This is a genomic window from Vibrio orientalis CIP 102891 = ATCC 33934 (genome assembly GCF_000176235.1).
Lineage (GTDB): Bacteria > Pseudomonadota > Gammaproteobacteria > Enterobacterales > Vibrionaceae > Vibrio > Vibrio orientalis.
Genome location: NZ_ACZV01000004.1, coordinates 220,034 through 242,445 on the forward strand (window position 1 = coordinate 220,034; position 22,412 = coordinate 242,445).

Sequence of the window (22,412 nt, forward strand, 5' to 3'; positions counted from 1 at the left end):
GTTATAATCCGTATAGCTGTTGAGTAAGAGCTTGTTCACTAGAGAGTGAAGAGTAGCTGATGCCCATCTTTTGAGTGAGTTGTATTAGGTGCTGTTGCTGCTCTGAGAACGCACGCTCAATACCTTGGCGTGTTTTGCGCGATGAAAAGTCCAACCAACGAGTGTCGTTTTGATTTGAAACTTGTTCAGTACCACGAAAACCGGTTTGCCCACGTTCAAGAGGATCGCTGATTTGAACCATCCGAACGCGATTGTGTTGGCAAAGGCGGCTGAGTTTAGGCTCATGTTGGGTTGCTAGGCGAGAAAAATCACTCAATAAAATGATCTCGCTCCCCTTTGGGCATAAACGAGCCAAAGCCTGAAGCGCATGACTGACATCTTGGTCATTGCGAGATGGTTGACTAATTAACTGTTGGTGACAAGTCACCAAGGTTTGTAATAGAGCCAACGCTCCGCGATTTCTAGCGGTTGGTTTAAGCTCAATCAGCTCGTTTCCGGTATCAATCACCGCACCAATACGATCTTGCTGCGTGACACTTAACCAAGCGACCAAACTCGCCATATGGGCCATTTGTACCGATTTTAGTAAGAGCTGCGAGCCAAACGCCATGCTGGATGAAAAGTCGAGGTAAAGAACAACAGGTTTCTCTCGCTCCTCGGAAAAGAGCTTAGTATGAGGCTTACCGGTACGGGCTGTGACGCGCCAATCAATCGCCCGAATGTCGTCACCGGGTTGGTATTGGCGTACTTCACTAAAATCCATACCACGGCCGAGTTGACGGCTTTGGTGTTGACCAAGCATTTGAGACCACAGACTTTTGGCTGGTGGTAACCACTTAACGCATTGCTGTTTGTAATAGAGCAGCTCGTCTAGGCTGAGATTGACACCATCACTGTATGGAGGCAGCTTTTGTTCCATATCATTTTACCTTAAGCGCTACCTACTAGAGAAAGCAGCTTGTTGATGACCTGATTTGGATGAACACCTTCAGCCTGCGCTTGGTAACTCAGCAATAGGCGGTGTCTCAGCACCGGAAATGCCATCGCTTGAACATCTTCAGGCGACACGAAATCGCGACCATTTAACCAAGCATGAGCGCGAGCACAGCGATCAAGAGCAATGGTCGCACGAGGACTTACCCCCATCTCTAGCCACTGAGCAAGAGTCTCATCGTAGCTGCTAGGATCGCGAGTCGCGATGATAAGTCGAATGATGTATTGCTCGATAGAATCGGCCATATGGACATTAAGCACGGACTGACGCGCCGAAAAAATATCGGCTTGAGTCAATGTTGGTGGCGTCGGGGCAGTGTCGCCTTTCGCCTCGCCACGGTTAAGGCGTAAAATCTCAAGTTCACTTTGTGCATTAGGGTAGCTGACATCAAGGTGAATTAAGAAACGGTCCAACTGCGCTTCTGGTAGTGGATAGGTCCCTTCTTGTTCAATCGGGTTTTGCGTTGCCATTACTAAGAAAAGCTCGGGTAGCGCATAAGTGTTGCGGCCCGCGGTGATCTGTTTTTCCGCCATAGCTTCGAGCATAGCCGCTTGAACCTTAGCCGGAGCACGGTTGATCTCATCAGCTAACACCAATGAGTTGAAAATAGGCCCAGACTGAAAGGTAAATTCGCCTGTTTCTGGACGGAAGATGTCCGTGCCTGTTAAGTCCGCTGGCAGTAAGTCAGGGGTAAATTGAATACGGTGAAAGTCGCCTTCGATGCAATCGGCCAATGACTTTACTGCTCGTGTTTTGGCAAGCCCCGGAGGCCCTTCAACTAAAATATGACCATCAGCAAGTAGCGCGATGAGTAATTGATTCACCAGTTCGCTCTGCCCAATAACTTGGCTATTTAAGTATTCGCGTAGGTGTTTTAGAGCGTCTGAATTCATGATCGTGTTTCTCCCTATTTTTCACTTAGTATCTGGTGAACGAAAAAAGTTCCACGTTTGAACTGAGCGGTTAACTGGTTGATGAAAAAACAAACAGGCCCGAAGAGGCGGTTGATGATAACTTCCAAAGATTCAATTGTTTATAAATTTTTAGAAAAAAATCAAGATCGAAACTTACATGTAAGAGAAAACTTACTTTTCACTTAATCAATTTGTTATCGAACTATTTAGTAAAGAAATGTTTCTTTTGTCCGATATACTATAGTGGCTGGAAGGTCTATCAAAAGGACGGCACAATTCTTATGTGTCACTGACCACTTATCACCCTTTACGAAACCTAATGCTTGGAAAGGCAGAAGACATGAAATTAACTTCAATCAGCATAAAACAAAAGGTCGTTGCAGGTATCACCTTTGCGGTACTTGCTTCAACTATTATTGTCGGTGTAATGGCTCAACGACAAGCGCGTGCGGTATTAGAGCACCGTCTCATTGATATCGAGCTTCCACTTATGCTGGAACAAATTAATAGCCAAATTGACCGCGATGTTAGCCAACTTTTATCGGCAGCTCACCAGCTTGCCAACAACGAATTTATTAAACAAGCGGTAGACACGACAGAAATCAATCCAGAGGCCGAACGCCTGCTTATCAAGCAGCTTAACAATGTTCGTAGCCAATATCAGCTGAACGACGCCTCAGTAGCCAACAGAAATACTGCGTACTACTGGAATCAGAATGGCTTTTTACGCCAGCTTAATCAGCAACAAGATGGTTGGTTCTTTGGCTTTACTCAATCAGGTAAAGATACCTCAGTGAGTATTTTCCAAGAAGCCAATGGTGACGTGAAAATGTTCACTAACTATCAACAGTTGAATGGCCACACGATGGCGGGTTTGTCTAAGTCGATGGACGATATGGTTTCATTGCTTAACAGCTTCCGTATTCAAGATACTGGTTTTGTATTCCTAGCAGATGCTAAAGGTGATATTCAAATTCATCGTGAATCGAATAAAGCGAAGTCGTCGCTCTCAAATCTATACGGGGCTGATTCGTCGCAATTACTTGGAAAGTCTGGCTTTAACCTCATTCAAGCAGACTATGAAGGGAAAGAAGTCTTTGTCGCAAGTACTTATATTCCAACGATGGACTGGTTTGTAGTTGGCGTAGTGCCCGTTGATGAAGTCTTTGCAGATTTGAATGCTGTTGCTAAGCAAATGATGGTGACAACCGTTGTTGTAGCCGGCTTGTTCATTCTGATGGGCATCTTCTTGGCCAATAGTATTGCTCGCCCAATTCGTGCAATCTCAGTTCGCTTCGCCGATTTAGGCAAAGGTGATGGTGATTTATCACAACGCATTGAAGTCAAAGGTGACGATGAGATTGGTCAATTGTCGGAAGGCTTTAATGGCTTTATTGAAAAAATTCACCAGTCGATGAAGGAAGTCGCAGAAACAAGCAGTGCGCTTCAGTCAGCAGCTGATGGTGTTTCGAATAAAGCGCATATTACGCATGACAACAGCCAGGCTCAGCGTGATCAAACCATCCAAGTGGTGACTGCGATTAACCAAATGGGTGCAACCATTAGTGAAATCGCGAGCAATGCGGCAACTGCAGCAGAAACGGCTTCAGAAGCATCAAGCAATACTCAAGTGGGGCAGGACGTTGTCAACCAAGCGAAAGATGCCATTAGCCGTCTGGCGTCGGACATCGAGAATACAGGTCAGGTGGTTGGACAGCTTGCTTCAACCACTCAAGATATCGGTTCGATCCTTGGTGTAATTCGTGATATTTCTGAGCAGACTAACTTACTGGCACTAAACGCGGCAATTGAAGCGGCGCGTGCAGGTGAGCAAGGGCGTGGTTTCGCTGTTGTAGCAGACGAGGTACGTAATCTAGCAAGTCGTACGGCGGACTCGACTGAAGAGATCCAAAAGATGATCAACCAGCTACAAAGTGATGCCAAAGATGCGGTAACGGCTATGGAAGCGGGTAAAGCGGTAACCGGTGAGGGGGTGTCTGCATCTGATGAAGCCGTACAAGTTCTGATCAGCATTTCCGAGCGTATTCACGACATCTCGGACAGAAACACGCAAGTTGCGACCGCAACGGAAGAACAGTCAACCGTTGTACATACTATTAATCAAAACATTGAAGAGATTAATGCGGTCAACGAGGTAACAACAGGTACAGCGGAAGAGCTTGCAGAAGCAAGTGCGGAGCTTAAAGAGCTGTCCGTTCGTCTTGACCGAATGGTAGGCAGCTTTAAGCTATAGTCTCTGTGACTGGAATAACTGAGGCTAAATCGGTAAACTTAGCCTCAGTTATTATTTTAAAGGTAAGTGGGATCATGAGTGATTTCGAAAAAGAATTAGAGCAAATGTCTCAAGAGATGGGTGATGAGCCAGAAGTGGCGCTTCCATCTTTAGAAGATCAGCAAGCCATTGCCGCAGAGCTGAAAAAGCTAGAAGCAGAAGGTAAGCTCACACCGGAAGTGCTAGAGCAGTACTTTGGTAAGTTTTACGCTAAGAACGACACGCCTGTTCATTAATTCGTGTTGATGAATTTAAAAAAGCCGCCAATGGCGGCTTTTTATTGTTTGGAAGTAGAAAATGTTTATCGTTTACCGATTGATCAAGTTAGCTCTGATCTGTGTTCTGTTTTTCACTATTTATGATCTGATCGCATTTGGTGAAATAACTTGGGTTAGTCGCCTTCTCGCTCAGTTTTAACTATCTAAACCACATATCTTCAAAAGTTTGCGCTCGGGACTAGAGATAACTCTTTGTAAAGACTAGGCTAACAATATCAACCTAATTACATAGAGACAGATAATGGAACAAAAGCTCTATTACTGGCTACACCGAGCTTATATGTTGGGTTTAAAGATCGCAGCTAAAGTGCTACCTATCTCTAAGCCAACACTTTTTCTCGGTAAGGAAGCGCTCAAGCAGCTTTGCCATAGTGTCTCCATCATGGATATCAATAAAGTCCTAATCGTGACCGATAGCGGCCTAGTTAAGCTCGGATTGGTTAAAAAGCTAACTTTTGAATTTGAACGTGTTGGCGTACATTGCGAAATCTATGATGGAGTTGAGCCGGATCCAACATATCACCATGTAGAAGATGGCTTGTCTCTTTACCGTAAGCACCGATGCCAAGCCGTGGTCGCTTTGGGAGGCGGGTCGTCAATTGATTGTGCCAAAGTGGTTGCGGCATGTGCGACCAACCATAAACCTGTTCGTCGTCTCGTGGGCTTGCTTAAAGTGTGGAAATCGCCTGCGCCAATCTTTGTTGTACCCACCACGGCAGGAACAGGCTCGGAAGTGACGGTTGCTGCTGTCGTTTCTGATCCAACCTCTCATCAAAAGACCCCACTAATGGATCCTAAATTGGTTCCCATTGCGGCTGCATTGGAGCCGAGCCTAATGCTTGCCTTACCTGCTCATATCACGGCGCAAACAGGCATGGATGCACTTACTCATGCCATAGAAGCCTATCTGTCAGGCAATGCCACCCCAGAGACAGATCGTTATGCATTGGCTGCGTTTAGCCTAATCGATGAAAACTTAGAGAAGGCGGTCAAGTTTGGTCAAAACGTTACCGCTCGCCAAAATATGGCTTTGGCTTCTTATTATGCCGGTTTAGCTTTTACCAAAGCGAGTCTTGGTTACGTTCATGCTATCGCGCATACCTTAGGTGCGAAATATGGAACGCCGCATGGGCTGGCAAATGCAGTAGTACTGCCTCATGTTTTAGAGTTCTCTAAGTCGGAAGCGAAAGAAAGGATGGCGAAACTGGCCGATACATTAGGACTCACCGATCGCCATGTTTCAGATTCGATAAAAGCGCAGGCTTTTATCGATTACATTAAGCAGTTGCAGAAAAAACTCGATTTACCATCTCATTTTGATCATATCTTACAAGAACATATTGCCGAACTTGCCAAGCAGTCATTGCAAGAGGCTAGATGGAATTACCCAGTGCCGAAATATATGCAGCAAGAAGAGTGTGAAAGGCTGATATTAGCGGTATCGGTAAATAAATAAAAAGCCCTTAAGCGGGTGCTAAAGGGCTCTCAATTTGGTTAAAGCTTGAAACGGTTTACTTTACAGTCCACGCAATAGTTTCATTTGCGCGGATTGGCACAACAATATCGTTGCCAAATGGCATGCTTTCAGCAACAGACCACTCTTCTTTTACTAGCGTTACTGTGTCTGCGTTGCGCGGTATACCGTAAAAATCTGGCCCATTGTGGCTAGCAAACGCTTCTAGGTTTTCTAGCTTACCTTCTTGTTCAAAGACTTCAGTGTAAAGCTCTAATGCCGCATGTGCAGTATATGAGCCAGCACAACCACAAGCCGCCTCTTTCATGCCTTTCGCATGCGGTGCTGAGTCAGTACCTAAGAAGAACTTCTTACTACCGCTTGTTGCTGCTTCAATTAGCGCTTGCTGGTGGGTGTTGCGCTTAAGAATAGGTAGGCAGTAGAAGTGCGGCTTGATGCCACCAACTAACATATGGTTGCGGTTGTAAAGTAGGTGATGAGCAGTGATGGTTGCCGCAACGTTCTCATTGGCGTTTTTAACGAAGTTTGCTGCGTCAGCTGTGGTGATGTGCTCAAGAACAATCTTCAGGTTAGGGAAGTCATTCACAATCGGTGCTAGCACTGTGTCTAGGAATTGTTTTTCGCGGTCGAAAATGTCCACATCATGATGAGTTACTTCACCATGGACTAGCAGCAGCATACCCACTTCTTGCATCGTTTCTAGAACGTGGTAGATGTTCTTGGCGTTAGTTACACCTGAATCTGAGTTGGTTGTTGCGCCAGCTGGGTAAAGCTTTGCAGCGACAACAGCACCGGACTCTTTCGCTTTGCGAATTTCTTCTGATGTGGTGTTATCTGTCAGGTATAGCGCCATTAACGGTTCGAACTGCTCGCTTGGCTTTTCTGCCATGATACGCTCGCGGTACGCAAGTGCCATTTCAGTGTTGGTAACAGGTGGGATGGTATTTGGCATGATTAGCGCGCGACCGTTGTAGCGGCTAATATCTCGCACGGTATCCTTTAGCACTTCGCCATCGCGTAGGTGAACGTGCCAGTCGTCAGGACGTGTGATTGTAAGTGTTGTCATTTTTGCTCCCACCATATTTAAGGTTGTCTGATTGGAGCCTAAACGGAGCGAAAACTGTGAAAGCAAACGCTTACGCTTAGGCGACAGGATGATAGAGCAATCTGCTCAGTATTTCATCCCCTTTTTTAGTGGGAGGCTTTGGTTGCCTAAATCATAGGCAATATTCAGCTTACTTTAGTGTTAACCAAAGCGCGTGAATTGATCCTGGTAGGAAGAAGAAGAACGTTAAGATCAGGTTGATCACAAAGTCTTTATTCAAACCTTTATCGATGAAAACTGCCAGTGGTGGAAGAAAGATACATAGCAGGATCATTACTAACTTATTCATATAAACTCCTTTGTGTTAGTTCCAGAAATACAATGATTTTGTGATGTCCATTATCTAGAGCTTGTATTGAAAGTCCAACATGATAGCGCTTGAACCTTTGATGTTTGCGGAACTCTGACATTTGTCATGTTTTTGAGATTTAACTCTGACATTTACAATACGTTGTTTCAAATTCAAGTCAAGACAGCGTCTAGCAGTTGAGTATAATAACTGCACAATAAACTCGCTTAGGATAAGCAATGTCAGCTCCAGTTCTTTCTCAAATCAACGTGTTTCCTGTTAAATCTGTCGGCGGCCTTTCTGTTTCTACTTCTTGGGTAGAAAAGCAAGGGTTGATGTTTGATCGACGTTTTATGCTAGCGCTTTCTGATGGTTCAATGGTCACCGCGAGAAAGTATCCGGAGATGGTGACGGTGAAGTCTTGCTTAACCCACGATGGTTTAATTTTTACTGCAGAAGGCTATGCCGCACTTCGAGTTCGTTATAACGAGTTCAAAATGCAAGAAGCTCCGGCTCAGGTGTGGAAAGATAACTTTGTCGCGTACACAACTACGGATCAAGCTGATGATTGGTTTAGCCAAGTGCTAGGTCAGCGTGTCGAGCTTCTGTTCACTGGTGAACAATCGAATCGCGTGCGTGAAAAGCTAGGGCATAACGTGAGTTTTGCCGATGGCTACCCAGTTTTGGTGATTAGTGAAGCCTCGCTAGCGGAGCTTAATCGCCGCAGCCCAGAAAAACATTCAATGGCGCAGTTTCGAACCAACCTTGTGGTATCAGGAACTGAGCCATTTGCAGAAGATAGTTGGAAACGAATTCGCATTGGTGAAGTTGAATTTGAATCCGTTAAGCCGTGTGAGCGCTGTATTTTGACCACAGTCGACGTCAATAAGGGAGTCCTCCGCGGGAGCAAAGAGCCTCTCAATACTTTATCGCAGTTCCGCGCTAATGAGCGTGGCGGTGTCTTTTTCGGCCAGAATTTGGTCGCTCTTAATGAAGGTGTCATTCATCAGGACGATAAGGTAGAAGTGCTGGAATATAAAGATAAAGAATTCTACCCCGATAATACTCCTAAAACGTTATACATGACGTGTGTTGAGCGAGAAGAAATCGCGCGAGACTTCATCACGTTCTGGCTGGAGCCTCAGCATGGTGAACTGCCCGTTTATCAACCGGGACAACACTTGCCTATCTCATTGCGAATTGGCGCTGAAACTGTCGCGCGTCGTTATACCTTATCATCCAGTCCGTCGCGTCCTGGCCGTATGGCCATTTCGGTTAAGCGTATCGATGGTGGTCGTGTATCGAACTGGTTGGCTGACAATCTTTCAATTGGTGATACATTAACTTGTGAACAGCCAGATGGCAGTTTCCACTTAGGTGGCAAGTCTCATCAACCTCTGTTGCTTCTTTCTGCGGGCAGTGGCGTCACTCCGATGTTATCAATGCTGCGTTATTTAGCCGATAACAATCAAATGAATGACGTTGTTTTCTACCACCAGTGCCGAAGTGTCGAAGATATCCCGTGTAAAGCCGAGTTAGATACTCTGCGTAGTCAATATGAAGGACTGACAGTGCTTATCTCATTGTCACAAGCGCCAGCAGATTGGTTCGGCTTAAAAGGGCGTTTAACACTGTCACACTTGAAACAGATCAAAGATGCAGAGCAGCGTCAGGTGTTTGTGTGTGGACCGGATGGTTTCATGCAAAAAGCGAAAAACTTATTATTAAAGAAAGGCTTGCCAGAAGAACACTACCACCAAGAAGCGTTTGGGGTGAATCAAGTCTCCGCTCAACCACTGAAAGCGCTAACTTTGAGTGTCAATGGGCATGTGTTTATTGGCGACAATCAAAAGACCTTACTAGAGCAGGCTGAAGATGCTGGAGCGTCAATCGCTAATAGTTGCCGTGCTGGCTTATGTGGTGCCTGTAAGGTGACAGTAGAGTCAGGGAAGGTGCATCAGCCGGATGTTCCAGCACTGCAAGATCATGAACGTAACATGGGGGTAGTTTTGGCATGTTGCAGCACACCTCTCACGGACGTTGAAGTGACGAGTTAAGCACTGTAAGCATTAGAAAAACAAAAAGCCCTTTACTGGGCTTTTTGTTTTTTGGCGAACTGTTAAGGCTTTTCTGCGCTATCCAAAGGAGGAAGCGGTGTGATTGGTTTCTTAGGCTGTTTAATTTGCGACAGAATCACCCCAGAAATTACCAGTAAACCACCTATTAAATGGTAGTTGTAAACTGCCTCGCCAAGCATAGTTGCGGCGAGAGTAATTGCAACCACAGGCATTAGGTTCATAAACATCGCACTTGAATCGGCACCAATAAGATCTATCGCCTTGACCCACATCCAAGGCGCAGCAATGGAGGCCGCCAGACCTGCGTAAGCAATCAATGGCATCGCTTCTTTACTTGGTAACAGTTCTGAACTCGTCAGCCAAAGGGGAGTGAGCATGATTAAAGCGAGCGCCCCTTGCATGTAAACCATGGTCCAGTTAGACAGTGGCATCTTCCAGCGTTTAAGTAGTACACAATATGCGCCGTAGCAGATGGACGCGATGACCATGATGCCGTCACCAGGTGTTACATCTTGATGAAGGAAAAACAGCACATCCCCTTTACCTAGCATAAATGCAAGACCAGAAAGAGCTAAAACTGCCCCGACAATACTGAGTGCAGAGATGGGTTTACCTAACAGAGGCACACTCATGAATATTGCTATAAGGGGCACGAGCGAGGTGATCATCGCCATATTTGAAGCGGTAGTGGTCAGCCCTGCGTAATACGAAAGCGATTGATTGAGTACCATACCCAACATGGCTAAAAATGCGAGCTTGGCTAAATAAGGTCGGATCGTTGCCCAGCGCTTGATTACCTTAGGTAAGCAAAAAGGTGAGAGCAACAAGATAGCCAGAAACCAACGATAGAAACTCATTGCGCTAGGTTCTATTGTCTCTGCAGCCATTTTATTTACGATTGCATTTCCGCCCCAAATGAAAACGGTAAAGAGAGGAAGTAGATAGACCATGTGGACACCATCGCAATATTATCGGTAGAACATAGTCTGACAGGTCGATATAATTATATATATCGTTATAAAGACATATTGAGTCATAGGAAGACAAGTTTGAGAAAATCGGTAAAACATCTTCATCCATCCTTATCAATTGATAAAGCGCCATCAGACGTATTTATGAATTTTGAGGCGTTTCTTTCCAATACCGAAACCAGAATGCATAGCCACCCATGGGGACAGGTGCAACTTATCAGTGGTGGTATCTTGGAAATGGAAGCGGAAGATACCCGTTTTCTTGCTCCTCCCCACTTAGCGATTTGGGTGCCTGCTGGTGTAATGCACACCAGTTTTAACCGCAAGCCTATTTCATATTGCTCACTAAATATTGCACAGGATTTAACTCAACATTTCCCCGACTGTACAAGCCTTATCAAAGTCACCCCAATTGTGTCCGCAATTGTTGATGATTTTCGTCAGCGAGATATCAATGTGGCTCAAAGTGAACAAGACAAACGACTGGTTCAGGTCTTGCTCGACCAACTCGCGACTCGCGATACCCAGCATCACTTTTTACCCTCTACAGACAATAAATATCTCGCCAAGATCTTAGCTTCGGTAGAAGAGAATCCTATTGATAACACCAGTTTGTCCCAGTGGGCAGAGCGAGTGCACACGACAGAGCGGACTTTAGCTCGTCACTGCCAAGCCGAACTTGGTATGAGCTTTACAGAGTGGCGCTTAAGAGTACGTTATCTCTATTCGATGGATTTACTTAGGAAAGGACAATCAGTGAAGGAGGTCGCCCTGACGCTTGGTTACAACCAGGCCAGTCCGTTTATTGCGATGTTTAAGAAATATTCGGGTCAAACGCCAGAGCAATATAAAGGGCGATTGTTATATTTATAGTTATGTGCCGTGTGATTTATGTTCGAACCGTATGATGAGCATTATCGCGAAATTCGATGGAACTAAATTAAGAAACTACGATCCGAGCTGATTGCATCCGATCATGCTTAAACCTCTTTATAAAACAACTAGCTGGAAGCAGAATGATAAAATCTTAGTAGGCCTCTCTATTTCAGCGATTTGGTCTGCCTTATTTCTTAACTATGTTGTATAGCTTATTTTTAAGGAAGTGCGAGAAAGACTATCGGAACATTAAACAACTTTGCGTAAAACAAAACAAAAGGAATTTAAATCGTCATTTCTCGGTAGCAAGGTTATTTTGGTCCCATGAAGGTGCGCAATGTTGCTAGCGATGGATAGTCCAAGTCCTGTTCCGGGCTCGACATTTTGTCCTCTATAGAAACGTTCGAATATGCGTTCCCGAGTCACATCAGGTATTGATTTACCACTATCAGAAACGACTATACAGGCAGACATACCACAATCTCTGATGTTGAAAGTAATCGTACTCCCTTCACCAGAATATTTAATAGCGTTACTTATGAGGTTATCAAATAGTATGGTTATCAGGCTTCTATCTGCATAAACTTGAGCATCGTTTATTGGGTGGACAAAGATTTGAGATCTCGCTTGTAATAGTGGTTTAAATTCGTCGATGATGCTATTTAGGATGTTGCAGACTGAAACTTTCTCGAAGTTTAAGTAAAGGGTTTGATCGAGCTTGGTCAAGTTGAATAGTTCCTTGATGATTGAGTTCGCTCTATCGACACCACTGATCGCATCATCAAGGTCTTTCTTTCGAGAATTTACGTGGTCATTTTTCCTAGCATTTTCAGCAGATAGTCTAATTATGGCTAGAGGGGTTTTTAGTTCGTGAGCCGCCATATTTGTAAACTCTTTTTCGCGGTCTAATGATTTTCTCAACCTGAAAATAAGATTATTTATCGAATGCTGTAATTGATGGAGCTCAGCAGTTGTGGCTTGGTCCGGGATTGGGCTCAAATCGTTTTCATTTTTGTCCCGAATATCGAAAGAAAACTGAGTAAGTGGAGATAAATATTTAGAGAGAACTACAAAAACTAAACAAAGGAGTATCAGCAGCAATATCGTAATATGGATTATGTAATTCATTGCCAGATCGAAGATGATATCCTCACGAACATGCGGCAATTCAACAATATACAGAGTACTGTCCTCGAAGTCATGTTTGGAGAACTCATAAGTGTAAATATCTCTTTCTTTCAATATTGGTAGCTGCCTAGAGGATGCAGAAATGAGCTTTCCCTGATTGAAAAAATATAGTTCGAAGTGGCTTGCAGGAAGGTGTTCAAACGAGTCACTCCAAAACAGTAACGAGCTTTCAAGTCTACTTTGATGTGAATGGGTGAATATATGGGTTAAGTCGTTGATGAGTGGTGTTAATTGTGAACCATCATAAGCGATTATGTGATTGACGAGCTTAGACATTTGATTCAATTTAGTATCGTAAACCTCGTTGATTTCGAACTTAATCATCTCATAACTGTAGTAACCCATAATAATCGTAACTATAATAAATGATCGTATTATAGAACGATAAACTAACGATTTGATTGATGGATGAACTTGGTTCTTACTTTTCAATGGTATACCCAATTCCACGAATAGTTTTAATAACGTTATTTGGTAGCTTTTTTCTAAGGTTATGAATGTGAACCTCAACAGAGTTCTCAGTGCTTGTTTCACTCCAACCATTAATTATCTGTAACAACTGGGGCTTACTGACCACTAGGCTGTTGTTTGAAACGAGGTAGGAGAGTATCTTAAACTCATTCTTGGTAAGCTTTAAAACTTCATCGTTGTACTTAACAATGTAATCGTTAAGGTTAAGTTCAAAATTTCCCTTTGTGATGATGTGTGTTGAACTACTGGACTGACGACGAACAATGACTCTGATTCTAGCGAGTAACTCTTCAAAAGAGAATGGTTTACCAATATATTCATCAGCTCCAGAATCGAGACCGAGGATGATGTCTTTATTTGAGTCACGTGCAGAAAGGATTATGATTGGAAGGTCATACTTTGCTTGTCTGAGTGACTTGAGTAAGGTAATTCCATCGCCGTCCGGTAGAGATAGATCCAAAATGATTAGGGTGAATGTTTCGAGAGATAATACTTGTTTAACCCCGCTACCTTCAGTGAGCCAATCAACGGTATAACCGCATCTTTCAAGTGAACTTACTAGGGTTCTGCCGAGTAAAAGATCATCCTCGATTATTAGTATTCTCATTAGTTTTTACCATAAATCAGATACGTTAATAACATTAGCACAAACAGGTTGAATAAAGCTCTACAGAAAGTCAAATATGAGTGAAGTCAGGAGACAGTCTAAAACTGGTAGCGCAAACCAGTAAATAGAATAAGCACCTCGTTACTCACTGACAGAATATTGTTAAAGTCATATCTAATACTAGACACCCCAGCCGTTAAGTCGACTTGGTCAAAGATTCTGTAGCTAGCCCCCAATGAGTACTTAATAGAGCTTTCTCTATCGCTGATGTTATTGCCGAGATCAATCTGAGTGTTCACCAAACCTAAAGCTACACCTACCATTACTGCGAATCGTTTTGAAAGGTAATACTTTGGAGCAAAGTTGATAAAGTATCCTTCACTACTTAACGTCCCTTGTTTGTCGAAAAAAGGTTTATCGACAAGATCAAACTGGCCGAATGAATAGTATTGCCCTTCTACTACTACTGAAACATCCTCTGAATAATAAATGTTATAGCCCGCGGATAGTAAAAAACCGGAGTCTTGGGAGTTATCAAAGTCCCAACCTCCTGAGGAGTTTGGGTTTATATCACTATACAAATAATCGATCCCGATATAAGGGCCATCATTTGTTACGGCGAGTGCACTGAAAGAAATAAGTGATATTAGCATAAAAAAATATCGCATTAGCATTCCTAAAACATAATTGTTACGAACGAAATTTAGATTACATTGAATGTACATAAATCGTATCGTTTAATTTTCCTACCTGTTAATTTCAGTGAATAAAACTACAAAATTTAATGCAATACAAGTTTTTATTAGCGTTTTGTTTTAATTTTTCATTAGTTAATCAAGGCAGTGGTGAATTGTTGGTAAGCATTTCTTAGCGTCTTAAGTTTAAACTAAGAATTGGATGGTAGTATATTAATGATAAGGTTTTGGAGAGGTTAGTATGGGGTGTTTTTCTACGGCCAGTCAGACAATGAGATTTATAATTACTGCAGTAGTTAGGGCTACTATTATTTATATTGCCTGTCTTCTGATCTTTATCGAAAATATTGAAATGAGAGCAAAGGCAGATTTCGCTAATTTAACCAAAACAATTGAGCTTTCCAAAGGTCGAGTTTTTTTGATTGCCAGAGATCTAGAAACGTTGATCAGCCATAAAGATATCTCAATGGAATCACAAGTTGCGTCAGAACAATGGCATGGAAAGTTTGAAAATCTGACTCAGTGGCTCTTATCAGTCAGAAACAAAACTCAGGGATTATCTCAACAAAGCTTTATGTATGAGGTTGAGCTTTATTTATTGAAAGAACTGGACTTTTTACTTGAAACATTGCCTTCACTCGCGCCTCAAGAGGACAAGTTATTCTATCGTTCTTACCTGTCAGGGAATGCATTTGAGCATGATGATAAGAATATTATTTATGACCCGAATTGCGAATTTACAGATTGTGTCACTGGAGCAACTGAGTACAGTCTCGCTGATAAAATACTTGTAACTCGGGTTATGAACAAAAACAATGAAGGTAAATTGATTCATTACGATAAATCAGAGGATACAATAGACAATCCACGATTGCTAACTTTGTCTAGCCCAATTTTCTTTGGGAAAAGAATCATAGGAGACATCAGTATTGACTTATATTTAGACCGATTTGAAGTGTTTAATATTTCAGAATTGAGTCAATATGAAGTTAATCGCTCTGTTTTTACCGTTATAACTCCAAGAGATACGTCATTCTCTGAGGTATCGATATCATTTGAATACTACATCGATAATAGAAATGTTCTCGTATTTAAGTTACCCATATTCTATATATTTTACAAGTATTTAGTCGGTTTTATTTCCATACTGATCATCGTGAGTTTTATTATGGCGAAATCTGAAGAGCTCCGAGACAGAAACTCTCAGCTTAAAGAGACGAAACGAGAAGGCCTTCAAGACTTTCTAACGGGAGCCTACAACAGAAAAATAATGGATGACCTAGAGTTTACGCAAGCAATATTTAAACATGAACAAGGGGCTTTAATCATGCTTGATGGAGATGGTTTCAAGCTGGTTAACGATAAATATGGCCACAACATGGGAGATGAGGCCATTAAGGCAATAGCGAGCTGCGCATTCTCTCAACTGCGTAAGAGTGACTATCTTGTGCGTATGGGGGGGGATGAGTTTCTTCTGGTTCTTCCTGGAATGAATAAGTTTACAGCAATGGAATGGGCACAAAAGCTTTCTACAGCAATTTCTAACTACAAACTACCTAGAAACGTTAGTATTTCAGTCTCCTTTGGCATTTCAGAATTCAGCCCTGACAGCACTATGGAGGCAGCGATTGAGCTAGCAGATTGCCATCTTTACGCGAATAAGGCTAAAAAGCGTGAAGCTTCGTCATTAACTGTCGTTAATCAATTAGAACATAAAAGCTGAATTCGCAGTTTGAACGAAAGTAACGTACAAGGAGAGTGTCAAGATGCAGCTTGTTTATGAGCAATTAGCTCTTTATTACCAGCCCAAAATGTCAGTATCCAAGGAAAAAATCGTTGGAGCGGAAGCGTTAATAAGATGGACGAACAGCAATGGCGAAGTGAAGTTGCCCATGTCATTCTTGCCTCTGTTCGAAAAGTACGGGTTGATAAGAAACTTAGATGACTTCGTTATTCATCGCGCACTAGATCAACTAGTTATTTGGAATTACTGCGGTATAGACATTTCTATAAGCGTTAATGTCAGTGGGGAGTTTTTTGTCCGTGATGATTTTGAAGAACGACTTGAGTCACTGGGAAAACAGTATGACGCCAAAATAATAGAACTTCTCGAAATAGAAATTCTAGAATCATCAGAACTTAGCGGTCGGAAAAAAGTGTGTGAAAACATTATAAAATGCAAAGAGCTAGGATTTAAAATTTCACTGGATGATTTTGGAACTGGATATAGTTCCCTAGATTATCTTACCAAATTTGATTTTAATCTTGTTAAGATAGACCGGGAATTAATAAAGCATACCCCATTTTGCAAGGCTACATCAATTGTTCTCAAGGGAGTGGTTGATATATGTCGATCATTAGGGTTTAAAACGTTAGCAGAAGGTGTGGAAACACGAGAACAACTCATTTGTCTATCTGAATATGGTTTTGATCTTATTCAGGGTTATTACGTCGCTAAGCCAATGTGTACACTTGAATTTGAACGATGGATTTTAAAGGAAATAGATTGTTCAACGATAATTAGTAAAAGTATCTAAATGGTAACTAAAAGGAATTTTTAAATGACAGCGTCATATGTGGCAAACTCTCTCGAGAGTTTATGGGACTTTGTTGACTCTGATTATAGCAAGATTGTCTCTGGAGGTCATGTACATTGCTTATTTAGCAAGTGTGATTTTTACCCTTCGGATATATGGTTTATTTCCAATAAAACGAGATTGACAAAAATTACATTTACAAAATCTTCTGGAGGGTTTGTTCGTAAGAATATAGAAGACTTTACTTGGCATGATGATTTGAAATTAGTTGAATGATAAATTATATGAGGTGACTAGGTGTTATATTATTCATACAATAAAGTGAATCGTATAAAAATAATATATAAATTTCTCGTTGTTGGTTTTATTATAATTTTCATGCTTGAAGCTATACTGATGATAGTATTTCGCTGGTTCCCATTTGTTCAGAATTCAATTTGGCTACCAGTAATTGATGCTGCAACTTTAGCTATTTTATCTACTCCATTATTTTACTTATTCGCAGTTAAAGGGTTTGTAAAAGAAATAGACGACGGAAATTATCGCTTATCACAGTTGAAAAAAGCTATTGATTATCACTCAATAGTGTCTATTACTGATGAAAGTGGAGTGCTCGTAGACGTCAATGAAAAATTTTCACATATTAGTGGTTACGCAAAAGAAGAGTTGCTTGGAAATGACCATCGCCTAGTTAATTCAGGGTGTCATGAGAATAACTTTTGGTATGAATTCTACTCGTGTTTGAAGAAAGGACAGGTGTGGTGCGGTGAAATAAAGAATCGAAAAAAAAACGGCTCATACTATTGGGTAAGCTCTACAGTAGTCCCTTTCTTTGATAGTCAAGGTAATCTGGAAAACTATATCTCGGTAAGAACTGATATTACCGACATTAAGTTAGCTAAAGAAAAACTAAAGCTAGACAACATTGAATTGCAATATAAAGCTTATACCGACTCAATATCAGGAATTGCGAATCGCCTAGGCGTAGATGAGTATTTATATAGAGTACTGAATCAGAGTGAATCGAAAGCTGTATTACTACTCGATATTGACAAATTTAAGCTTATTAATGATACGCAAGGCCACCTAATCGGAGATGAACTCATCAAGTGGGTGGCGATAAATATTGAACGTTCTGTAAGAAAGGATATGGATTTTGTCGGTCGATACGGTGGTGATGAATTCATCATCATTCTTAGCCGTGTCGACAAATATACATCAGTTAAAGTGGCTGAAAATATAAGAGAAAAGATAAGCTCGACTTGCGTACCAGACAGCGTTTCACCAGCGATTAGCAGTGTTACATGTAGTATTGGTGTCGTCAGTTTTTTTGGGTTAAGTGATAGAAACACAGTGGTCTCAACCGCTGACGCTGCTTTATATCAAGCAAAGAGAGATGGAAGAAATTGTGTACGTTCAAAATCACTGAACGGCTAGGCTACGCAATTAAATTAGCGCATAAAAGAGGTTATTATGATAAAGCATTGGTTTTATAATATAAAGATGCGTACAAAGCTCGCATTGGCATTTTCAATTCCAATAATATTTATACTCATTCAAGCTGTATCAGCAATATCGAGCCTGTCTGAGGTCAACAAGGATATTGTCAATCTTGAGTCGGTTAATGATGTAATTGCGTTGACTAAGGATATTAAAAACGCAGAAAATCAATTTAGTTTAACGCTGGAAAATCGTAATATTGATGACGTGTTTGATAAAATTGACCGGGTCTTCCTAGAGATTGAACGCTTGGACTCAGCGGTTAATAATGACGAAGTGAAAAACATATTTGGGCTTGTTAGCCAAGAGCTGGAACAATATAAGGCAAAGTTCAACACATATCAGGCTGTGGCGTTCAGTACAGGTATGATAGCAGACAAACTCGATGATATATCATTAAAGATTGAGCACGAGTTTGGTAATGTTATCGAAAGGTCAAAGCAATTTTTACAAGGAGACCATACAGAAGAGTCAATCGAATCTATTGATACAATGCTTAAGCAAGTCGCCGATAATGAAGAACTTCTACGTGATTTCTATGAAGTACAGGTTGCACAAAAAAACTATTTTATTGCTGAATCGGATAAGACTCTTACTTTGCTTGAACAAAAAATCACCCGTCTGGAGAACGCTGTACGAAGCATTGAAGATACTCAAGCAGAAACGAAACGTTTATCGGGTTATATAGAGCGTTATGATCAAGAATTGAGAAAGTATGTCGAGGAACACTCGCTTAAAGTGAATATGATTTCGGAAATGTCACAAGACCTAGGCTCGATAGTGCATTTAATAGAACAAAGTAAGGTGCTAAGTGACCAACAATATCAACAAAATTCTCAGTGGAATATGACGTTTAATATCGTTCTAACCTTGGCGGTGATCATTCTGGCAATGGTCAGTTGGATTCTGTTTGAACGCGTAATTGTTCCACCATTGCACCAAGTTGTTGAATCTAGCGGTAAGATAGCGAGTGGCAAACTAGATGTAGATTTGGATTCGAATCGAAAAGATGAAATAGGGCTGGTATTTAATTCTACAGTCACCATGTCGCAGCGACTCAAGGCTATGGTTGGTGCTCTCACGGATAATATCACCCGTATCGCCAATTCTTCTGAAGAACTGTCAGTTTTGACTAACCAAACAAGTACTAGTTTGGTTAAGCAAAAAGACTACATTCAAGATATGTCTCAATCGATGGCTGATGTAGAGTCATTGTCTGAGCGAATGACCCATGAGGCAAAGCTAGCATCCGAATCAGCTTTTAGGACTAATCAGATTGCTCAGGAAGGAAACAGTCTAATCCACAATGCAACTGACAGTATGAAGGTTTTGTCTGGTAGCATAGTTCAGTTGGAGCAAGTGGTCATTTCGGTTGAAGAAGATAGCGATAATATCGTGTCGATATTGCACATCATTAAGAGTATCTCAGAACAAGTTAATCTGCTGGCACTTAATGCAGCAATTGAAGCAGCGCGAGCAGGTGAGCATGGAAGAGGTTTTGCCGTTGTTGCTGAAGAGGTGAGAGCTTTGGCACTGAAAACCCAAAGTTCAGCAGTAGAAATCGAGAACTCGATTGATACTCTTAAATCTGGCTCGAAGAAAGCTGCCAATGAAATCATCTTGTGCCGACAACAGGTAGAAAACGTTGGATCTCAAACTAACGAAGTTAGTCAGGTGTTATCTCAGATCGTTAATGAGGTGGGTAAAATTACTGCAATGAGTGAAAGTATTACCGATATGACTCAGTCGCATGAAAATGAGGTGATTAATATTAACGAGAAAGTAGCCAGTATTCTCGATGTTTCCGTAGCGAACGCAGAAGGTTCACAACAAATTGCATCCACTACTGTTGAGTTGTCCGCGATTGGAGAAGAACTAAGATATTTAAGTTCAGCTTTCAGTTTTAGCCGTTCCAAGCAGAGCCATACGCTAGCGCCTGATGTTAATCCATTGAACTAATAGACTAGGCGTTTGCCGATTATATGTGGGTTCATAAATCGGCCAGAGCCATAATATGTGTCGCTGTGATTAAACAAGGTTGTTTAGTTATGGCGGAAGCTGTCAGAGCAGTCCCGCCGATGTTGGAGGAATAGTAGTCATTGCGTTTTATAGGGGCTAAGGTAATCAGATGCGTTTCAGCACGTAATCAAGACCACCAACAATAGCAGCCACCTGAGCGTCGTTACACTCTTCGTCGGTCACTTTTGGGCTATCTGGGTAGACTTCTGTTGTTGTGCCATATTGACAGGTTGTTACGCCGCCACATAGACCCAGTTTTACCATTGGGTAGTTGATCACACCGTGTTGCACGACAGCTGAACCGATGATTTCACCTTTGTCATCCGCAGGGGCAATGTGGGTCACTTTGCTGACTGATTCGATCACTGCTGCTTGGAATTCTGGCTGCGGATTTTCTGTATCGCCAACCGTGTAGAAGCCGTCAGGGATCATGCCTTCGATGTATTCAATACCATCACGCGCAGCAAGTGCTGGGCGGAATTCTGTTTCATCGGTGTCGGTTGTTTCGTGGAGGTCAATATGAACAAGAACCTCTTGGCCTAACGACGCGACCAGTTTGATGAGATTGGCTGACTCTTCGGCAGGTGAGTCTTGGTAGAAAGAGCGATTTGGATCTAGCGCTAACGGGTTCCAGCGGTTGATCGTTTCGTACCCCCAAGGGCTGACACAAGGTGCGATGACAATGTTGAAATGCTCTGCGTAACGTTCCATTTCATTAGCTGCGAACTTTAGCGCGCCATGAACACCACTGGTTTCGTAGCCATGCACACCACCAGTGACCAAAACGATTGGCTTATCGGCATTCCAGTTGTTGGATTTAATACAGAATAAAGGGTAACGCGCTTCGTCGTAAGAGAGTGCGCCATACTGCTCAACAGCGAATCTGTCGCTGAGAGCTTTAATCTTAGGTACGACTTCTTGTTGATATTCACGTTTGATAGTCGTCTGCTCACGCCAAGCAGCTCGTTCTGCTTGACCCCATTTTTGACCTGGGGTACCGATAGGATAAGTGTAAGTACTGCGCATTACCTTGCCTTTGTTGTTATGGTGAAAAACGTCAAACAGCATAGAGTGACCTGCAACGACAGGCAAATGTTATCGACCACAGTGAAAAAGATTAACCGTGCATTGACATCAAGTATGTTTCCGCCTGTTTGTTGTGGTGTTACATTTAGAAACATTAATACAAACCTTGAATGAGAAACGAAAATGGCAGGCGCAAGCTTATTAACCTTGTTAGATGATATTGCGACGGTGTTGGATGATGTCGCGCTAATGTCGAAAGTCGCTGCGAAAAAAACAGCCGGTGTTCTTGGAGATGATCTGGCTTTGAACGCGCAGCAAGTGTCTGGTGTGACCGCTGAAAGAGAGATACCGGTGGTTTGGAGTGTGGCAAAGGGGTCGTTTCGCAATAAACTAATATTGGTACCAGCTGCATTGCTTATTAGCTCAATTGCACCGTGGTTGATTATGCCATTGCTTCTTATTGGTGGATTGTTTTTGTGTTTTGAAGGTGCAGAAAAAGTCTTAGAGAAATTCTTCCATAAACCTGACCATGCGGTAGAGACGCCAACTGAGCCAACCGTATCTATCGAAGAGTACGAAAAGAATAAGATTGCAGGAGCAATTCGCACCGACTTTATTCTTTCAGCAGAAATTATTGTTATTGCGCTTGGCACTGTACAAGGACAAGTAATGACCACTCAAATCCTTGTTGTTAGCTTGATTGCGATTCTAATGACAATCGGTGTTTATGGTTTAGTCGCAGGCATTGTGAAACTCGATGATCTTGGTTTTTACTTAGAACGTAAATCTCAAGGCAAGGGTATTAAACTGGCGTTAGGCCGCGCTCTGGTTGCATTTGCTCCTAAGCTAATGAAAGCGCTAGCAGTAATCGGTACGGCTGCAATGTTCCTCGTCGGTGGTGGTATTGTGGTGCACAACATTCCGCTTTTACATCATTGGATTGAGCCAATTATCATGGAAATCCCCAGCATCTCAATTGCCAAAGCGCTATTGCCGTCGCTGCTTAACGGATTGCTAGGGTTAATTGCAGGCTTGATTGTAGTTGCGGTATGGGAAGTGATTAACAAGTTCAGAAAAGCGTAGTTGATGACTGATTT

At 42.2% G+C, this 22,412-nt stretch carries 19 protein-coding genes; 10 read left to right on the forward strand and 9 right to left on the reverse strand.

The features are described 5' to 3' along the window. Position 1 precedes the first annotated feature (1 nt). Positions 2 to 919, reverse strand: coding sequence for a DUF58 domain-containing protein (locus tag VIA_RS04540; RefSeq protein WP_004411385.1), 918 nt, complete (start codon positions 917 to 919; stop codon positions 2 to 4). Between the two features lie 11 nt (positions 920 to 930). After that, positions 931 to 1,887 (reverse strand): AAA family ATPase, encoded by a 957-nt coding sequence (locus VIA_RS04545; RefSeq protein WP_004411386.1) that lies wholly within the window; start codon positions 1,885 to 1,887, stop codon positions 931 to 933. A gap of 361 nt (positions 1,888 to 2,248) precedes the next feature. Between VIA_RS04545 and VIA_RS04550 the strand changes: the two genes are divergently transcribed. The 3 genes from VIA_RS04550 to VIA_RS04565 all read left to right on the forward strand — a co-directional run bounded on the left by VIA_RS04550 (position 2,249) and on the right by VIA_RS04565 (position 5,935). After that, positions 2,249 to 4,162, forward strand: coding sequence for a methyl-accepting chemotaxis protein (locus tag VIA_RS04550; RefSeq protein ID WP_004411387.1), 1,914 nt, complete (start codon positions 2,249 to 2,251; stop codon positions 4,160 to 4,162). A gap of 74 nt (positions 4,163 to 4,236) precedes the next feature. Further along, a complete protein-coding gene (locus VIA_RS04555; RefSeq protein ID WP_004411388.1) occupies positions 4,237 to 4,437 on the forward strand; it encodes a hypothetical protein in 201 nt (66 codons plus the stop codon). Between the two features lie 283 nt (positions 4,438 to 4,720). Further along, positions 4,721 to 5,935: an iron-containing alcohol dehydrogenase gene (locus VIA_RS04565; protein WP_004411390.1), complete on the forward strand. Its 1,215-nt coding sequence runs from the start codon at positions 4,721 to 4,723 to the stop codon at positions 5,933 to 5,935. A 55-nt stretch (positions 5,936 to 5,990) separates the two neighbouring features. Here VIA_RS04565 and pyrC read toward each other — a convergent pair whose 3' ends face one another. Both pyrC and VIA_RS21625 read right to left on the reverse strand, forming a co-directional pair. Continuing rightward, the gene (gene pyrC, locus VIA_RS04570) at positions 5,991 to 7,019 is read right to left on the reverse strand and encodes a dihydroorotase (RefSeq protein ID WP_004411391.1); all 1,029 of its coding nucleotides are present in this window, start codon (positions 7,017 to 7,019) and stop codon (positions 5,991 to 5,993) included. A 169-nt stretch (positions 7,020 to 7,188) separates the two neighbouring features. Continuing rightward, positions 7,189 to 7,347: a YqaE/Pmp3 family membrane protein gene (locus tag VIA_RS21625; RefSeq protein WP_004411392.1), complete on the reverse strand. Its 159-nt coding sequence runs from the start codon at positions 7,345 to 7,347 to the stop codon at positions 7,189 to 7,191. 239 nt (positions 7,348 to 7,586) lie between these two features. Between VIA_RS21625 and VIA_RS04580 the strand changes: the two genes are divergently transcribed. Beyond that, complete coding sequence (locus VIA_RS04580) at positions 7,587 to 9,404, forward strand: hybrid-cluster NAD(P)-dependent oxidoreductase (RefSeq protein ID WP_004411393.1); 1,818 nt, start codon at positions 7,587 to 7,589, stop codon at positions 9,402 to 9,404. A gap of 62 nt (positions 9,405 to 9,466) precedes the next feature. Here the strand turns inward: VIA_RS04580 and VIA_RS04585 are convergent, their stop codons facing one another. Beyond that, positions 9,467 to 10,375: a DMT family transporter gene (locus VIA_RS04585; RefSeq protein ID WP_004411394.1), complete on the reverse strand. Its 909-nt coding sequence runs from the start codon at positions 10,373 to 10,375 to the stop codon at positions 9,467 to 9,469. A 99-nt stretch (positions 10,376 to 10,474) separates the two neighbouring features. On the opposite strand from VIA_RS04585, the gene VIA_RS04590 reads away from it, so the two are divergent. Beyond that, entirely contained in the window at positions 10,475 to 11,269 is a 795-nt protein-coding gene (locus tag VIA_RS04590) for an AraC family transcriptional regulator (RefSeq protein ID WP_004411395.1), read from the forward strand. A gap of 252 nt (positions 11,270 to 11,521) precedes the next feature. On the opposite strand, the gene VIA_RS04595 is transcribed toward VIA_RS04590, so the two are convergent. From VIA_RS04595 to VIA_RS04605, 3 genes are all read right to left on the reverse strand, one after another. Further along, positions 11,522 to 12,736, reverse strand: coding sequence for a sensor histidine kinase (locus VIA_RS04595; protein ID WP_235801291.1), 1,215 nt, complete (start codon positions 12,734 to 12,736; stop codon positions 11,522 to 11,524). 145 nt (positions 12,737 to 12,881) lie between these two features. Beyond that, complete coding sequence (locus tag VIA_RS04600; protein ID WP_004411397.1) at positions 12,882 to 13,538, reverse strand: response regulator; 657 nt, start codon at positions 13,536 to 13,538, stop codon at positions 12,882 to 12,884. Between the two features lie 98 nt (positions 13,539 to 13,636). Further along, positions 13,637 to 14,206: an outer membrane beta-barrel protein gene (locus VIA_RS04605; RefSeq protein WP_004411398.1), complete on the reverse strand. Its 570-nt coding sequence runs from the start codon at positions 14,204 to 14,206 to the stop codon at positions 13,637 to 13,639. 268 nt (positions 14,207 to 14,474) lie between these two features. Here VIA_RS04605 and VIA_RS04610 point away from each other — a divergent pair, with 268 nt between their 5' ends. From VIA_RS04610 to VIA_RS04630, 4 genes are all read left to right on the forward strand, one after another. Further along, the gene (locus VIA_RS04610) at positions 14,475 to 15,956 is read left to right on the forward strand and encodes a GGDEF domain-containing protein (RefSeq protein ID WP_004411399.1); all 1,482 of its coding nucleotides are present in this window, start codon (positions 14,475 to 14,477) and stop codon (positions 15,954 to 15,956) included. A gap of 43 nt (positions 15,957 to 15,999) precedes the next feature. Continuing rightward, the gene (locus VIA_RS04615; protein ID WP_004411400.1) at positions 16,000 to 16,770 is read left to right on the forward strand and encodes an EAL domain-containing protein; all 771 of its coding nucleotides are present in this window, start codon (positions 16,000 to 16,002) and stop codon (positions 16,768 to 16,770) included. Positions 16,771 to 17,067: 297 nt separating this feature from the next. Then, entirely contained in the window at positions 17,068 to 18,207 is a 1,140-nt protein-coding gene (locus tag VIA_RS04625; RefSeq protein WP_004411401.1) for a sensor domain-containing diguanylate cyclase, read from the forward strand. A gap of 36 nt (positions 18,208 to 18,243) precedes the next feature. Then, positions 18,244 to 20,229 carry a HAMP domain-containing methyl-accepting chemotaxis protein gene (locus VIA_RS04630; protein WP_004411402.1) on the forward strand — a complete coding sequence of 662 codons (1,986 nt, stop codon included), beginning with the start codon at positions 18,244 to 18,246 and terminating at the stop codon, positions 20,227 to 20,229. Positions 20,230 to 20,394: 165 nt separating this feature from the next. Here VIA_RS04630 and VIA_RS04635 read toward each other — a convergent pair whose 3' ends face one another. Then, entirely contained in the window at positions 20,395 to 21,315 is a 921-nt protein-coding gene (locus VIA_RS04635) for a M14 family metallopeptidase (protein WP_004417181.1), read from the reverse strand. A gap of 183 nt (positions 21,316 to 21,498) precedes the next feature. Here VIA_RS04635 and VIA_RS04640 point away from each other — a divergent pair, with 183 nt between their 5' ends. Further along, entirely contained in the window at positions 21,499 to 22,398 is a 900-nt protein-coding gene (locus tag VIA_RS04640; protein WP_004411405.1) for a DUF808 domain-containing protein, read from the forward strand. The last annotated feature ends 14 nt before the right edge of the window (positions 22,399 to 22,412 follow it).

Bases quoted from the DNA above. Each gene is read 5' to 3' on its own strand.
- VIA_RS04610 (WP_004411399.1), top strand. From the start codon at position 14,475: ATGGGGTGTTTTTCTACGGCCAGTCAGACAATGAGATTTATAATTACT.
- VIA_RS04605 (WP_004411398.1), bottom strand. From the start codon at position 14,206: ATGCGATATTTTTTTATGCTAATATCACTTATTTCTTTCAGTGCACTC.
- VIA_RS04580 (WP_004411393.1), top strand. From the start codon at position 7,587: ATGTCAGCTCCAGTTCTTTCTCAAATCAACGTGTTTCCTGTTAAATCT.
- VIA_RS04615 (WP_004411400.1), top strand. From the start codon at position 16,000: ATGCAGCTTGTTTATGAGCAATTAGCTCTTTATTACCAGCCCAAAATG.
- VIA_RS04550 (WP_004411387.1), top strand. From the start codon at position 2,249: ATGAAATTAACTTCAATCAGCATAAAACAAAAGGTCGTTGCAGGTATC.
- VIA_RS04600 (WP_004411397.1), bottom strand. From the start codon at position 13,538: ATGAGAATACTAATAATCGAGGATGATCTTTTACTCGGCAGAACCCTA.
- VIA_RS04545 (WP_004411386.1), bottom strand. From the start codon at position 1,887: ATGAATTCAGACGCTCTAAAACACCTACGCGAATACTTAAATAGCCAA.
- VIA_RS04640 (WP_004411405.1), top strand. From the start codon at position 21,499: ATGGCAGGCGCAAGCTTATTAACCTTGTTAGATGATATTGCGACGGTG.
- VIA_RS04595 (WP_235801291.1), bottom strand. From the start codon at position 12,736: ATGTCTAAGCTCGTCAATCACATAATCGCTTATGATGGTTCACAATTA.
- VIA_RS04555 (WP_004411388.1), top strand. From the start codon at position 4,237: ATGAGTGATTTCGAAAAAGAATTAGAGCAAATGTCTCAAGAGATGGGT.
- VIA_RS21625 (WP_004411392.1), bottom strand. From the start codon at position 7,347: ATGAATAAGTTAGTAATGATCCTGCTATGTATCTTTCTTCCACCACTG.
- pyrC (WP_004411391.1), bottom strand. From the start codon at position 7,019: ATGACAACACTTACAATCACACGTCCTGACGACTGGCACGTTCACCTA.
- VIA_RS04585 (WP_004411394.1), bottom strand. From the start codon at position 10,375: ATGGTCTATCTACTTCCTCTCTTTACCGTTTTCATTTGGGGCGGAAAT.
- VIA_RS04630 (WP_004411402.1), top strand. From the start codon at position 18,244: ATGATAAAGCATTGGTTTTATAATATAAAGATGCGTACAAAGCTCGCA.
- VIA_RS04565 (WP_004411390.1), top strand. From the start codon at position 4,721: ATGGAACAAAAGCTCTATTACTGGCTACACCGAGCTTATATGTTGGGT.
- VIA_RS04540 (WP_004411385.1), bottom strand. From the start codon at position 919: ATGGAACAAAAGCTGCCTCCATACAGTGATGGTGTCAATCTCAGCCTA.
- VIA_RS04635 (WP_004417181.1), bottom strand. From the start codon at position 21,315: ATGCGCAGTACTTACACTTATCCTATCGGTACCCCAGGTCAAAAATGG.